This window comes from Bacillus sp. ISL-78 (assembly GCF_018613455.1).
Lineage (GTDB): Bacteria > Bacillota > Bacilli > Bacillales > DSM-1321 > Peribacillus > Peribacillus frigoritolerans.
This window is the reverse complement of sequence record NZ_JAGGQC010000003.1, coordinates 240,529-254,784: the sequence shown is the minus strand read 5'-3', so window position 1 is coordinate 254,784 and position 14,256 is coordinate 240,529. Positions and strand designations below refer to the sequence as shown.

Annotated in this window: 12 protein-coding genes; 11 read left to right on the top strand and 1 reads right to left on the bottom strand. The window is 42.4% G+C overall.

Annotation, left to right across the window (positions count from 1 at the left end; translation table 11 throughout):
* Window positions 1-3: 3 nt before the first annotated feature.
* The 7 genes from argJ to J7I96_RS03665 all read left to right on the top strand — a co-directional run bounded on the left by argJ (window position 4) and on the right by J7I96_RS03665 (window position 8,973).
* Complete coding sequence (gene argJ / locus J7I96_RS03695; protein ID WP_214925544.1) at window positions 4-1,236, top strand: bifunctional ornithine acetyltransferase/N-acetylglutamate synthase; 1,233 nt, start codon at window positions 4-6, stop codon at window positions 1,234-1,236.
* Between the two features lie 12 nt (window positions 1,237-1,248).
* Window positions 1,249-2,022 carry an acetylglutamate kinase gene (gene argB / locus J7I96_RS03690; RefSeq protein ID WP_214925556.1) on the top strand — a complete coding sequence of 258 codons (774 nt, stop codon included), beginning with the start codon at window positions 1,249-1,251 and terminating at the stop codon, window positions 2,020-2,022.
* Window positions 2,019-3,170: an acetylornithine transaminase gene (locus J7I96_RS03685; RefSeq protein WP_214925559.1), complete on the top strand. Its 1,152-nt coding sequence runs from the start codon at window positions 2,019-2,021 to the stop codon at window positions 3,168-3,170. The genes argB and J7I96_RS03685 overlap by 4 nt, the downstream gene beginning before the upstream one ends.
* An 81-nt stretch (window positions 3,171-3,251) precedes the next feature.
* Window positions 3,252-4,334: a carbamoyl phosphate synthase small subunit gene (locus tag J7I96_RS03680; RefSeq protein ID WP_214769250.1), complete on the top strand. Its 1,083-nt coding sequence runs from the start codon at window positions 3,252-3,254 to the stop codon at window positions 4,332-4,334.
* Window positions 4,327-7,446, top strand: coding sequence for a carbamoyl-phosphate synthase (glutamine-hydrolyzing) large subunit (locus J7I96_RS03675; RefSeq protein WP_214925566.1), 3,120 nt, complete (start codon window positions 4,327-4,329; stop codon window positions 7,444-7,446). Before J7I96_RS03680 ends, J7I96_RS03675 begins: the two co-directional genes overlap by 8 nt.
* Complete coding sequence (gene argF, locus J7I96_RS03670; protein ID WP_214925568.1) at window positions 7,443-8,402, top strand: ornithine carbamoyltransferase; 960 nt, start codon at window positions 7,443-7,445, stop codon at window positions 8,400-8,402. The genes J7I96_RS03675 and argF overlap by 4 nt, the downstream gene beginning before the upstream one ends.
* A gap of 391 nt (window positions 8,403-8,793) precedes the next feature.
* Window positions 8,794-8,973 carry a YjzC family protein gene (locus J7I96_RS03665; RefSeq protein WP_214769245.1) on the top strand — a complete coding sequence of 60 codons (180 nt, stop codon included), beginning with the start codon at window positions 8,794-8,796 and terminating at the stop codon, window positions 8,971-8,973.
* A 54-nt stretch (window positions 8,974-9,027) separates the two neighbouring features.
* On the opposite strand, the gene J7I96_RS03660 is transcribed toward J7I96_RS03665, so the two are convergent.
* On the bottom strand, window positions 9,028-9,786 hold the full coding sequence (locus J7I96_RS03660) for an IclR family transcriptional regulator (protein WP_214925571.1): 759 nt from the start codon (window positions 9,784-9,786) through the stop codon (window positions 9,028-9,030).
* A gap of 384 nt (window positions 9,787-10,170) precedes the next feature.
* On the opposite strand from J7I96_RS03660, the gene J7I96_RS03655 reads away from it, so the two are divergent.
* The 4 genes from J7I96_RS03655 (at window position 10,171) to J7I96_RS03640 (ending at window position 14,080) form a co-directional block, all read left to right on the top strand.
* The gene (locus tag J7I96_RS03655; protein ID WP_214925573.1) at window positions 10,171-11,118 is read left to right on the top strand and encodes a fumarylacetoacetate hydrolase family protein; all 948 of its coding nucleotides are present in this window, start codon (window positions 10,171-10,173) and stop codon (window positions 11,116-11,118) included.
* A gap of 1 nt (window position 11,119) precedes the next feature.
* Window positions 11,120-11,611 carry a DinB family protein gene (locus tag J7I96_RS03650; protein ID WP_214925575.1) on the top strand — a complete coding sequence of 164 codons (492 nt, stop codon included), beginning with the start codon at window positions 11,120-11,122 and terminating at the stop codon, window positions 11,609-11,611.
* A 29-nt stretch (window positions 11,612-11,640) separates the two neighbouring features.
* Complete coding sequence (locus J7I96_RS03645; RefSeq protein ID WP_214925580.1) at window positions 11,641-12,753, top strand: cupin domain-containing protein; 1,113 nt, start codon at window positions 11,641-11,643, stop codon at window positions 12,751-12,753.
* Window positions 12,754-12,877: 124 nt separating this feature from the next.
* On the top strand, window positions 12,878-14,080 hold the full coding sequence (locus J7I96_RS03640) for an FAD-dependent monooxygenase (protein ID WP_251029086.1): 1,203 nt from the start codon (window positions 12,878-12,880) through the stop codon (window positions 14,078-14,080).
* The last annotated feature ends 176 nt before the right edge of the window (window positions 14,081-14,256 follow it).

Below are 14,256 nucleotides of genomic sequence, written 5' to 3'. Positions count from 1 at the left end.
CCAATGAATACACTACAGTCAGTTGAAGAAATCAAACAAATTCAAGAAGGTAACATTTTAATGCCCCAAGGTTTCAAAGCGTCGGGTGTCCATGCAGGATTACGCTATTCTAAAAAGGATGTTGGCATCATTTTTACCGATGTCCCAGCATCAGCCGCGGCCGTTTATACACAAAATGTCGTTCAAGCGGCTCCAATCAATGTAACGAAAGACAGTATTGCCGTTACTGGAAAACTTCACGGCATTGTAGTGAATAGTGCTTGTGCGAATGCTTGTACAGGTGAACAAGGTTTAAAAGATGCAAATGAAATGAGGAAGCTTGCGGCTCAAAAGTTCGGTTTGGAGGACCATTCATTTGCAGTGGCTTCAACGGGAGTCATAGGGGAATTCATGGAGATGGAAAAAGTAAGAAACGGCATAGAGGCATTGCAGCCAGAAAATACACCTGAAGCTGCTGAAGCGTTCGGTACCGCCATTTTAACAACGGATATTGTAACGAAGAGTTGTGGTTATGAAACAATCATCGACGGTAAAACCGTGAAAATGGGCGGTGCTGCAAAGGGTTCGGGAATGATTCATCCAAACATGGCCACAATGCTAGGTTTCATTACGACGGATGCCGTCATTGAACCGCATGATTTACAGCAAGCATTATCCTCGATTACCAATGATACATTCAATCAAATCACGGTTGATGGCGACTGTTCAACGAACGACATGGTGTTGGTGCTCGCGAATGGAGAAGCGAACAATGAACCTTTGACACCTGACCATCCAGAATGGTCCATCTTCCTGGAATTATTAAAACAAACTTCCGAAAACCTCGCCAAACAAATTGCGAAAGATGGAGAAGGTGCAACTAAACTGATAGAAGTGAATGTTCATGGCATGCAAACGAAACAAGATTCACAGATGATGGCGAAGACGATCGTCGGTTCAAATCTTGTGAAAACGGCAGCTTTTGGAGCGGATGCAAACTGGGGCCGAATCATAGCTGCAATGGGAAGAAGCGGAGTGGGATTCAATCCGGATCAAACAACGATCGTTTTTGGTGATATCGTCGTACTTAAAGACGGTGAGCCGATTATGTTTTCTGAGGAAGAAGCCAAAGCATACTTGGAAAATGAAAGCATCATCATTCAAGTTTATTTGAAAGATGGTAATGAATCAGGCACGGCATGGGGCTGCGATTTAACCTATGATTATGTGAAAATAAACGGAAGCTATCGTTCGTAAGAGGTGAAAAGTATGAACATATTGGTTATAAAGTGCGGCGGCAGCATCATCAATGAGTTATCGGAGTCGTTTTTCAATAGTATTAAAGAGTTACAAAACCGCGGATACCATATTGTCTTTGTGCATGGGGGCGGCCCTGATATAAATTCAATGCTTGAAAAATTTGAAATTGAACCAGTATTTGAAGATGGGTTAAGAAAAACGACCACAGAAGTGCTGGAAATTGTTGAACTTATGCTGGCAGGCAAATCGAACCGCAGCCTCGTTCATAAATTGGAAGCCCATGGCATAAAGGCAGTCGGTTTAAATGGCTCGGACGGCGGAATTCTCACAGGTGATTATATCGATGAACAGAAACTTGGGGCTGTCGGTGAAATACAACAAGTCAATACTGAATTATTCGGACTTTTATTCGAAAAAGGCTATTGTCCGGTATTGACGCCCATTTCATCTACCGAAGAGGGCAATAAATTAAATGTGAATGCCGATATGGCTGCCGGGTCTGTAGCTAAGGCACTATCGGCTGATATGTGTTTATTTGTGACCGATGTTCAAGGGGTCTTGAAGAATGGGCATATCATTGAAAAATTGAATGAAACGGAAACGAAGAATTTGATCATGGATGGAAGTATCCATGGTGGAATGATCCCGAAAGTCAATACAGCCTTGTCGGTGCTGAATAAAGGGATTGAAGAAGTGATGATCGTTAGTGGGAAAGAGCATTTTTATCAAGGCGGACAATTCATAGGTACAAAATTTCTTCAGGAAGAAGGGGTATTTCAATGAGTTCTTTATTTCCTACATACGCTAGGTGGGACATTGAGCCAAGAACAGCGTCAGGATTGAAGATTACGAGTGAAACAGGTAAAGAGTATCTGGATTTCACATCCGGAATCGGGGTTTTGAATCTTGGACATTGTCATGAGAAGGTAAAAATGGCCGTGACGGAACAACTTAATAAATATTGGCATGTATCGAACATGTTTCAAAGCTCCATTCAGGAAAGGACAGCAAAAATGCTGGCTGATGCCTCAGGATTAAGTCAGGTGTTCTTTGCCAACAGCGGTGCCGAGGCGAATGAGGCAGCCATCAAACTAGCTCGTAAAGCTACCGGGAAAAGTAAAATTATCACTTGTCAGCAGTCTTTCCATGGGCGTACGTTTGCAACGATGGCGGCAACGGGACAGGAAAAAATCAAGACTGGTTTCGGCCCGATGCTAGCTTCGTTCGAATATGTTCCATTTAATGATCATGATGCCATGAAAGCAGCCATCGATGGAAATACGGCAGCTGTAATGATTGAAATCGTTCAAGGAGAAGGCGGCATCCATGTTGTACAGCAATCATATCTGGACGTGATTCAAACTAAATGCCAAGAACACGGAGCCCTCCTTATCATAGATGAAATTCAGACTGGGATAGGACGTACAGGAAAGCCATTTGCATTCCAGCATTTCAATATTCTGCCGGACATCATCACTTCAGCAAAGGGGTTGGGAAATGGCCTGCCAATCGGGGCGATGATTGGGAAGGAAGAGTTGTCTGTATTCTTTGGCCCTGGAAGTCATGGATCCACTTTTGGAGGGAATCCAGTTAGTGTCTCAGCAGCCGAAGCTGTATTAAAGGAAATTTTTCAATCAGGGTTTTTAAAAGAAACCGTTAAAAAGGCGGAATACCTTGAGCACGAATTGGCAAAAGCATTGAATGGCATCGAAGAAGTGAAAGAGATTCGCGGTCTGGGAATGATGGTCGGAATTGAATGTAAACAAGATGTTCAGGTGTTTTTAATGGAATTGCAAGAAGAGGGCTTACTTATATTGAGTGCAGGTCCTAAAGTACTTCGTTTACTTCCATCCCTGACTGTTTCCGAATCGGAGATCGATACGGCGATTAACAAAATCAAAAAAGTATTGGCAATAAAACAAACTGTCTAAATTTATTGAATTTTTATAGAATAAAATGAATAATTATGCTATTGTGTATATAAATATACATCATCTAAAGAGGTGAAGATCATGAAAAGCTATCTATATTTAGAGAATGGTTCCGTCTTTGAAGGGGAACTGCTGACTAAATCGACTGAAAAAACAATCACTGGAGAGATTGTCTTTTTTACAGGAATGACCGGATATCAAGAAGTGTTGACAGATCCTTCATATAAGGACCAGATTGTCATCTTCACATACCCACTAATCGGAAATTACGGAATCAATGAACATGATTTTGAAAGTAAAAAGCCGCATGTTGCCGGTGTGATTGTATATGAAGGAAATATGAGCCATTCCCATTATCAGGCTAAATATTCAATTGGTGAATATTTAGACAAGTGGAACATTCCTCTTTTAAGCCATGTTGACACAAGAGCGGTCGTTAAGAATATAAGACAGGAAGGTTCCATGCAGGCAGTCATCACAGCTGAAGAAGAATACACTGTCGTACCAGGCCTGAATGGTTTATCAGCCCATGTAGCCGAGGTATCCACAAAGGTTGTCGAGAGATTTGGTGAAGGCGGCAAGCACGTTGTGATGATGGATTTCGGCTATAAAAAATCAATCTTGGATTCATTGGTCGCTCAAGGCTGCCGAGTCTCTGTCGTACCATTCGATACGGAATTCGAGCAAATCAAGGATTTGAAGCCAGATGGTATTTTGCTTTCAAATGGGCCTGGGGATCCAAAACAGCTTGAATACCTTTTAGGAAACTTAAAAAAGATCATTACTACTTTTCCCACGATGGGCATTTGCCTCGGTCATCAATTAACGGCCCTTGCCTTAGGTGGAAATACCAAAAAAATGCTGTTTGGACATCGGGGTGCGAATCAGCCCGTGGTCGATTTGAAAACGAAACAGGTGTATATGAGTTCGCAGAATCATAGTTATGAGGTTGATGAACCGAGCTTGCAAGGAACATCGCTTCAAGTGAGATTCAGAAACGTGAATGATAACACGGTTGAGGGACTCATGCATGAAGACTTGCCAATCTTAACTACCCAGTACCACCCAGAGGCAAATCCAGGACCTATCGAGAGTTCATTACTATTCAAAGACTTTTTACAAATGATAAATGATTATAGCGGGAGAGAAAAAGCTTATGCCTAAGGACAACACGATACAGACCATTTTAGTGATTGGTTCGGGGCCGATTGTCATCGGGCAGGCCGCCGAATTCGATTATGCAGGTACACAGGCCTGCCTCGCTTTAAAGGAAGAAGGATATAAAGTCATACTGGTCAATAACAATCCGGCAACAATCATGACTGATGAAATGAATGCGGATGCTGTTTATTTCGAACCTTTAACGGTTGATGTACTCGAAAAGATCATTTCCAAAGAAAAGCCGGATGGCCTGCTCGCTACATTAGGCGGTCAAACAGGATTGAACCTAGCTTATCAGTTGGATGATGCTGGAATACTTGAAAAATATAAGGTCAAATTATTGGGAACTCCGATCGATTCCATCAAAAAAGGGGAGGATCGTGAGCTGTTCCGGGAGTTGATGTTTGAAATAGGTGAACCCGTCCCCGACAGTACGATTGTCCATACTCTTGAGGAAGCGCTGGCTTTTGCGGACAAAATCGGTTTCCCCATCATCGTTCGTCCCGCATATACACTCGGCGGAACCGGCGGTGGTATTGCCGATTCACTGGAAACCTTTAAGGAACTTGTACGGGGCGGACTGCAAGAAAGCCCAATTACACAATGCTTGATTGAAAGAAGCATAGCTGGTTTTAAGGAAGTCGAATATGAGGTTATGCGGGATGGCAACAATACGTGCATCACTATCTGTAATATGGAAAATATCGATCCGGTAGGGATCCATACAGGTGATTCGATCGTCGTGGCACCATCACAGACTTTATCGGACGATGAGTTTCAGATGCTGCGTGCAGCATCCATTAAAATCATCTCTGCTTTAGGGATCATAGGTGGCTGTAACATTCAATTTGCACTTGATCCGAATAGCAAGCAATATTATTTAATAGAAGTGAACCCGCGCGTCAGCCGTTCATCGGCACTAGCTTCAAAAGCAACAGGTTATCCAATAGCCCGCATAGCGGCAAAGCTAGCTGTCGGCTACGATTTGTCGGAGCTCATCAATCCTGTAACGAAAAGCACATATTCAAGCTTCGAGCCTGCGCTTGACTATGTAGCGGTGAAGTTCCCAAGGTGGCCATTCGATAAATTCACGACCGCCGACCGCAAATTGGGAACTCAGATGAAGGCAACTGGTGAAGTCATGGCTTTACACCGCAGCTTTGAGGGTGGAGTCCAAAAGGCCGTCGATTCTTTGGAATTAAAAACGATTGGGCTGCAGCTATCATCTCTGAAAAATAAAACCGTTCCTGAACTTTGGGGAAAGCTTGCCGAAAAATCGGATGAACGAATCTTTGTCATTTTTGAAATGCTTAGAAAAGGCGTGACGATTGAAGAAATCCATGAAGCGACAGCCATAGATTATTTCTTCCTTAAATCCTTTGCTTCATTGATCCAAAGAGAAATGGAGATTGAAGCTAAGGCAATCGATCAGGTAACAAGGGAAGAACTTCAGTCATACAAGGAAAAGGGCTTTTCAGACCGCTATCTTGCTTCCGTATGGAAAGTAAATGAGATGGAAGTGAGAGCACACAGGAAATCATTAGGTGTTACGGCTGTCTACAAAACGGTCGATACATGTGCAGCCGAGTTCGAATCACATACAAACTATCACTATTCAACATATTTTGGTGAGAACGAACAGCAAATAACGAATAAAAAGAAAGTCTTGATGATTGGCAGCGGCCCAATCCGCATCGGACAGGGAATAGAATTTGATTACTGTTCAGTTCATGGTGTTTATGCACTCCAGGATGAAAATGTTGAAACGATCATGATCAATAATAATCCGGAAACGGTAAGCACGGATTTTGCGACAGCAGATCGCCTTTATTTCGAACCGTTGACCCTTGAATATGTTCTTAATGTAATAGAAGCGGAAGACATAAAAGATGTTATCGTCCAATTTGGCGGTCAGACTGCGATAAACCTTGCTAAAGGCCTGGAAGAGTACGGTGTCAATTTGTTGGGGACATCCTTCGATACGCTTGATCAATTAGAAGATCGTGATCGTTTTTATCAGCTTCTTCAAAAACTGGATATCCCCCATGTACCAGGTTCAATGGCTAATGGAGAAGAACAATTAATTTCCCGGGCAGAGGCCATCGGCTTTCCGGTACTTTTACGCCCATCCTATGTAATTGGCGGCCAGGGAATGGAAATCATCCGCTCCAAGGAAAGCTTGTTGAATAGAATGGCTAATGGAACGGCACTAGTCTATCCCGTGTTGATCGATTCCTATATTGCAGGGAAGGAAGCCGAAATCGATTTGATTGCTGATGGAAATGATGTTTATATTCCCATCATTGCCGAACATATAGAAAAAGCAGGCGTCCATTCAGGAGATAGCATGGCTTTATTGCCAGCTCAATCCTTAACGGATGATATGAAAGATAAAATGACCCTTTATGCTAAAAAACTAGTTAGTGAACTTGGTTATAAAGGTCTTATGAATATCCAATTCGTTATAGAGGGAAATAGTGTATACGTATTGGAAGTGAATCCTCGTGCAAGTCGAACAATACCAATCATCAGTAAAGTGACCGATGTGGCCTTGGTGCAAATAGCGACAAAAATATTGCTTGGGAAATATTCATTGTCGAATGCGTTCGAAAAAACGGGCTTAATGGATGAAATTCCATATGCAGTTGTCAAATATCCCGTATTCTCTACTTTTGCACTAAGCGGACTTGATTCGAAGGTAGGTCCGGAAATGAAATCAACAGGTGAAGGAATCGCCATCGGGGAAACGGTAAATGAAGCGTTGACAAAAGTGTTCCATGCTCAAAAAGCTAATCATACCACAGGCGTTTATCAATCAGAATCAGTTCAATTAAGTGAAGACCTGTTAGTGAAAATCAAAGAAGCAGGTTTGACATTGGGGAATTCAGATTTTAATGAATGGTTAAATGAAGGAAATGCGGCGGTCGTTTTAGCATATGGAACAACGGAGGAAGATAAGCAGCTAAGGTTACTTGCAGCGAAATACCGACTGCTTGCTTTTACGGAAGAAGAGACGTTCAATGCCTATCTGCAATCGGTGGAAAATGCTGATCCAGGGGTTACCTCGCTTCAGGAATGGCTTGTATCATATTCGAAAGGAGTGTCACACGTATGAGTTCAATGACGGCACCGACACAAGCGAAGATTTTAAATGGAAAAGATTTTTTGACCATGAAAGAGACTACACCAACGGCAATTGCAGATTTATTAAAGCTAGCGCAGACCATTAAAGGCAAATTGCAAGCAGGTGTAGAATATACGCCTTTAAAAGGGAAAACGCTGGGGATGATTTTTGAAAAATCGTCTACCCGTACCCGTGTTTCTTTTGAAGTGGGCATGATGCAGCTTGGCGGGCACGCTTTGTTCCTAAGTGGCAATGACTTGCAAATTGGACGTGGTGAAACTATTTCCGATACTGCAAAAGTCCTTTCTGAATACATTGATGGCATCATGATTCGTACCTTCGAGCATGAAAAAATCCTGGAATTGTCAGAAAATGCTTCTATCCCAGTCATCAATGGGCTAACAGATCTTGCCCATCCTTGTCAGGTACTTGCAGACTTCTTGACGATCATCGAGATAAAAGGGCGGTTAAAAGGCTTGAAGATGAGTTATATCGGTGATGGCAATAATGTTGCCAATTCATTGATGGTAGGCTGTGCAAAAATGGGAATGGATTTTTCCATTGGTTGTCCTGACGCCTACAAACCTGATGAAAAGGTCGTCGCCTATGCTAAAAAAGTGGCAGAAGAGGCTGGCAGTGAAATTTTGGTGACAACCTCAGCTTCGGAGGCCATTAAAGATGCGGATATCGTCTATTCAGATGTTTGGACTTCCATGGGGCAGGAAATCGAGAATGGTATCCGCTTAGAAGCTTTTAAAGATTATCAAATCAATGGTGAGCTAGTAAAACTTGCTAAAGAAGATTATTTATTCATGCATTGCCTGCCTGCACATCGGGAGGAAGAGGTTACGGCTGAAGTCATCGATGGACCTAATTCCGTCGTTTTCCACCAAGCCGGAAATCGCCTTCATGCCCAAAAGGCGGTCCTAGTGGACTTAATGTCTTAACCAAAAAAGCTTACCTCAGAGAGCAGTCACTCAGTTTGTAGAAAAAAAGGTTTCGGAATGGTCATATTCCGAAACCTTTTTGATTTTTGTAGCAGTTAGAGAATAATAACTGGATCAATACTGATATTTAAACAAAAAAGACTGTAGGTAAAAGCGCGTCGAAGGGAGACTGCCCCCGCAGGCGCAATTGCGCAGAGGGCGGACCGTCCGCGGAAAGCGAGTGCCTTACGTTCCAATCGACGGTCAATTTTTAAAAACTTAAAAAGGCGTCTGCTCAGAGAACAGATGCTTTTTAATTCAGCCGAATTTCCTGTATGTACCTAATTTTTCTGACATGAAAGGTATGAACCTGGTAATAATAACAGGGAAAGCATGTAAAGGGGTGAAATCTATGGGGCAAAATCGTCAATTTAAGCCAGGTCAGAAGGCACCGAATAATGGGACCTACGTAGAAATCGGTGAAACGGGCAGCACGGTAGTGAATCCGAAAATGATAAAGCTGGATGCAGGGGATTCTTTTCCTGAAACATCCAATCATAATCGGATATGGACCTATAAGCGGAAGCCATGAAACATCTAAAAGCAGGAAAAAGGAATGGTCGCCATCCTTCTTCCTGCTTTTTTTCTATTCAGCGGAATAACCGAATATATTCGAGATTTCCAAACAGCTTTTCCTTAAATAGACGCTTAAAGGATCTTCATAATGATCAGGAATGTTTTCGGTGAACCCAACGGCAGTGATTGCTCCCAACAATTCCGAATTATAATTAAAAACCGGAATGGACATGGAGGATACGGATGGTACAAGAGGCTCTTTGGCAAAAGCTATTTTGTATTCCCTAATTTTATCATATTCATTTGTTTCTTTAAGGAACGAGCCCGTAACATTACGGTCTTTTTCAATCCATTCCGCCGTCAAGGAAGGATCCTGAAATACAGTGAATACCTTTCCGGAAGAGGATGATGGCGGAAGTCGCGTACCTAACTGTGCCCCTATGTTTAAGTTTTGATTGGAATTCCATATTTTTGCCGTGATTGGTCCATCATATGTCCAAACGGAAAAAAGGACCGTGCAGGAAGTATGGTGACTGATTTCCTGTAAATAAGGAGTTATTCTGCTCGTTACGTCCTCATTTCCTATCGCTGCCATTCCGTATTGAATCAATTTGCTCCCAAGGTGATACATGCCGGTTGTCTTATCGCGATATAGTAACTCCAGTTGAGTCAAAGTATTCAAATACTTATAGAGGTTACTTTTCGTTATCTCCGTTAATTCCTGAATATCAGAGAATCTTAAAGGAGTTCTTTGGGAAGCAAGTAAATCTATGATGCTCATCCCTATTTGTAATGATTGAATCGTCGAACCGGATTTTACGATTTCCATAAATCAATCTCCCTAATCTGTTTTAATTTAGGTCTAGTATATCAGAATCTGTAAAATATACATGAAATTCAGCAGAAAAACCGCCGGCTGCTTGAAGCTATCAATATACGTTCCTATTAAATGAATAACTTCAGCGCACTTTTTGATTCCCCAGTACTGATAATGGTTCAGATGATAACATTTGCACAAAAATTCGCAATACTTTCTTGACAATATTCCGAAAATTGAGTTATTATTTATATAAATAGTGAACAGAGTTATCTATAAGTGAAAAAAAGAGCTGTAAAGTCATTTTAATTCTGGCTTGAGAAGCGAATCCAGCAGAATTAGGATGTTGGCATCAAAAAGAGGAAAAAAAATCCAGATTAATAAAGGAGAATGAAAATGAAATTAGTAACGTTCAGCAGTCAAGGATTTAAACGCATCGGTGCAATTTACCCGGAGAATGTAGTAGTTGACTTGAACTATGCTTATCAAGCGCTTCTTGAAAGCGAAGGGAAACTTCGCAGTGAACAAATTGCTGACGCTTATGTCCCTGCAAGAATGGAGGAGTTTTTACAGGGAGGGAATGAAAGCCTTTCCATAGCGCAAAAGGCTGCGGACTACGCTATTAACAATCGTGATTCCTTCAGACATCAATTGGTACATGAAATTGAAAATATAAAGCTTGAGGCCCCTGTCCAAAAGCCAAGCAAAATTATTTGTGTCGGCCATAATTACCGTGAACACATTGCTGAAATGGGTCGTGAACTGCCGCCATTCCCTGTAGTATTCGCAAAGTTCGCCAATACAGTTATCGGTCCCCAGGATGATATACCGTTTTTCCCAATCTCGGAACAACTGGATTATGAAGCGGAATTCGCTTTTGTTGTCGGACAAAGGGCACGTAATGTTTCAAAAGAAGATGCGCTTGATTATGTAGCTGGTTATACAATTGCGAATGATGTCACTTACCGCGATATCCAAAGGCGTACACTTGAGTGGCTACAAGGGAAAACAGTTGAAGGAAGTGCTCCGATGGGGCCTTGGTTAGTCACTTCCGATGAACTGTCCGATCCATCAGGCTTAAATGTCCGATTAACGGTAAATGGTGAAGAACGCCAAAAAACGAATACATCCAACTTCGTATTCGATGTGAAGTATCTAGTTGAATTCTTATCGAACTTAATGACTCTTGAACCAGGTGACATCGTACTAACAGGAACACCGGGTGGGGTAGGAGTAGCCCGTGATCCGCAAGTGTTCTTAAAAGATGGTGACGTTGTCAAAATCGAAATCGACAAAATAGGTTATCTTGAAAACCGCGTAAGACGTGTTGGGGAGGGAAAATAAAATGGCTTATCAGGAAATCGGGACATCAATCCAATCGGTTCAACAATCAATCGACCATATTCTTGAGACAACGGCAAACCTACCGGAAGAAACGATCCGATTTAAACCAGCAGAGGATGAATGGTCAATCATGCAGATACTTTCCCATTTAGCTGAAGCCATTCCTTATTGGTTAGGTGAAGTGGAAACTGTAATAGCGATGCCTGGAGCCGAATGGGGGCGTGGGTTGCAAGATCCAGCCCGATTGGCGGCAGTTACCGATACTGACAAACTTGCTGTGGATGATGTCAGGAAGCAAGTGGAGGAGCTTAAATATAAAGTGGACAGCGGTCTCGGGAATTTAGATGAAGCAACACTATCCAAAGAATCGCCTCACCGGAATTTCGCTAAATTCGGAAACAGACCAGTTTCTTATATAGTCGATCACTTCATCGATGAGCATGTTTCAGGACATTATGATCAAATTAAGCGAAATCTTTCTAAAATCCAGTAAGGCAGATAAAAAAGAAAGTAGGGATTAATATGGCTGCAAAATCGGAATACATGAATAGTACAATCGTAAAAGATTTTACAAAGGATATTCAGCAGTATAACCTTGGGCCGCTGTGGGAAGCCATTCCCGCTCTGATGGACCATGAACCAAAACCTCATGCGCATGCTTATTTATGGAAAGAAGAGCTTTTGACAAAAAAATTGATGGAAGCGGCTGAAATCTTCACACCTGACCGAGGCGGGGAGCGCAGGGCGATTTATTTTCAAAACCCTGGCCTTACTTATCGCCAGCCTTGGGGATGGGCTTCGACAACACAAACGCTTTATGCAGCGGTCCAGCTATTGTTGCCAGGTGAAGTGGCCCCTTCCCACCGTCATTCCCAAAGTGCACTTCGTTTCATTACGAAGGGTGAAGGTGCCTACACCATCGTGCAGGGAGAAAGGATCTTCATGGAAGAAGGCGATTTTTTGATCACGCCTAAAAACTTATGGCATGGTCATGGACATGTTGGGGAAAAACCAATGGTTTGGATGGATGCCCTTGATATCCCAACCATCTATTCCATAGGCGGCACTTTCTTTGATCCATATCCAGATCGGATTGAAACGCCTAAGCGGCCGGATAATTTTTCAGAGCTCCGTTATCAAGGCGGAATGGTTCGTCCAGTATCCGACCGTTATTCACAAGTGGCACCGCTTGCCAACTACAAGTGGAAGGGCACCAAAGCAGCGATAGAAGGATTGATGAATTTCGAACCGGATCCATATGAAGGTTTTGCCGTGGAATATATCAATCCATCAAATGGCCAAACGGCCAATCCGACGATGGGGGCATGGATGCAGAAACTTCCTAAAGGTTTCCATACGAAAGCCCATCGCCACACCCATTCCACGATATATCAAGTGCACCAAGGATCAGGATATACGGTCATTAATGGAGTGCGTTTTGACTGGTCCAAGGGAGATTACTTCGTCGTTCCGAATTGGGCATGGCATGAGCACGTTGCAGAAGCGGATTCTTACTTATTCTCGGTAAATGACCTACCAATAATGGAAAGATTCGATTTGGAACAGCAACAAGCATTAGACACAAACAATGGATACCAAAAGGTTGAAAGTGAATTCAAGCCTGTTTTGGTTTGAAAATAATCGGTTTGGAATCTTCAGCTAAGATACTAGTGAATAGATGAATGCCATTCGAATGAAAACGCTTACTTTGGTAGTGGTCCGCAACTTTGGCTAAAAGCAACTAATATAGGGGGAATTGATGATGAACACAGAAAAAAAACCATTCATCGTTATCGGTGGGGGAATTGGCGGATTGGCAACTGCTTTAGGAATCGCAGAAACAAAACAGTATGTAAAAGTCCTAGAACAAGCTCCCGAATTTGGGGAAATTGGTGCAGGGATTCAGCTTGCAGCAAATGCCACCAACGTATTGCAGCGTTTAGGTGTCATGGATAAAATCAATGATATTGCAGTATTTCCAAAAAGATTGGTGTTGATGGACGCCTTTTCCGGAAAAGAGCTTTCCGCTTTGGATTTAGGTGAGGTTTATAAAGAAAGATACGGAGCTCCGTATGTTGTTTTGCATCGTTCCGATTTGCATAAAGTACTGGCTGAAGCCTGTGAAAAGAACCCGTATATAGAACTGGTCACGAATCAAACCATTATTGAGACAGTAGAGTATGAAGGTGAAGTGACGGTTACTTCGGCCAACGGGTCGCAACATTCAGGAACTGCTGTCATTGGTGCCGATGGATTATGGTCCAAGGCAAGGAAACTTTTTATGGAAGATCAGCCGGTATGCTCACAATATGTTGCATACAGGGGAGCGATCCCGATGGAGGAGGTTACGAGCCATGGAGATTTAAATGATGTATACATGTGGATTGGGCCAGACCTTCATCTTGTTCAATATCCGGTTAGAAGGGGAGAACTTTATAACCAAGTAGTGGTTTTCAAAAGTTCTCAATATACGGAAGAAAACGAAAAAACAAATCAATGGGGAACACCGGAAGAAATGGACCGTGTATTTGCCGGAACTTGTGAGCTTGTTCAGAATGCGATTTCATTCATTCAAAGACAACGCCGCTGGCCGATGTATGACCGTTTACCAATTGATAATTGGACAAAAGGAAGAATTACACTTATGGGCGATGCGGCACATCCGATGCTTCAATACTTGGCACAAGGGGCTTGCCAGGCTTTAGAAGATGCAGCTTATTTGTCTGATATGCTTCATAAGCATGGGAATGACATTGAACAGGCATTTTTGGAATATCAGGAGGAACGCATACCACGTACGGCAAATGTTCAAACGAGTGCAAGAATGTGGGGGGAAATCATCCACAATACGACCGATGCAGGCATTCTGCTCCGAGATACGATCCTAGCATGTCGGACGGATAGGGATTTCCAATTCGTCGATGAATTTCATGGTTACAATAAAACGGCCGTGAAAGCATAAACCATTTTTGTTTCATCCATAAAGGAATGTATCCATGTTTCAAATGGGTCTGCCTTTCTTCTATATGAAGAAAGGCTTTTTCCGTTTATTATCCAAACTACTGCATTTCTTATAACTTTCCTTTACATGGGCAGAATTAGAAGTATAATGAAAATATAAAGGTCAAAATTGGTCAA

Excerpts from the sequence above, each read along its gene's own strand:
- argJ (WP_214925544.1), top strand. The coding sequence starts at position 4 with ATGAATACACTACAGTCAGTTGAAGAAATCAAACAAATTCAAGAAGGT.
- argB (WP_214925556.1), top strand. The coding sequence starts at position 1,249 with ATGAACATATTGGTTATAAAGTGCGGCGGCAGCATCATCAATGAGTTA.
- J7I96_RS03685 (WP_214925559.1), top strand. The coding sequence starts at position 2,019 with ATGAGTTCTTTATTTCCTACATACGCTAGGTGGGACATTGAGCCAAGA.
- J7I96_RS03680 (WP_214769250.1), top strand. The coding sequence starts at position 3,252 with ATGAAAAGCTATCTATATTTAGAGAATGGTTCCGTCTTTGAAGGGGAA.
- J7I96_RS03675 (WP_214925566.1), top strand. The coding sequence starts at position 4,327 with ATGCCTAAGGACAACACGATACAGACCATTTTAGTGATTGGTTCGGGG.
- argF (WP_214925568.1), top strand. The coding sequence starts at position 7,443 with ATGAGTTCAATGACGGCACCGACACAAGCGAAGATTTTAAATGGAAAA.
- J7I96_RS03665 (WP_214769245.1), top strand. The coding sequence starts at position 8,794 with ATGGGGCAAAATCGTCAATTTAAGCCAGGTCAGAAGGCACCGAATAAT.
- J7I96_RS03660 (WP_214925571.1), bottom strand. The coding sequence starts at position 9,786 with ATGGAAATCGTAAAATCCGGTTCGACGATTCAATCATTACAAATAGGG.
- J7I96_RS03655 (WP_214925573.1), top strand. The coding sequence starts at position 10,171 with ATGAAATTAGTAACGTTCAGCAGTCAAGGATTTAAACGCATCGGTGCA.
- J7I96_RS03650 (WP_214925575.1), top strand. The coding sequence starts at position 11,120 with ATGGCTTATCAGGAAATCGGGACATCAATCCAATCGGTTCAACAATCA.
- J7I96_RS03645 (WP_214925580.1), top strand. The coding sequence starts at position 11,641 with ATGGCTGCAAAATCGGAATACATGAATAGTACAATCGTAAAAGATTTT.
- J7I96_RS03640 (WP_251029086.1), top strand. The coding sequence starts at position 12,878 with ATGATGAACACAGAAAAAAAACCATTCATCGTTATCGGTGGGGGAATT.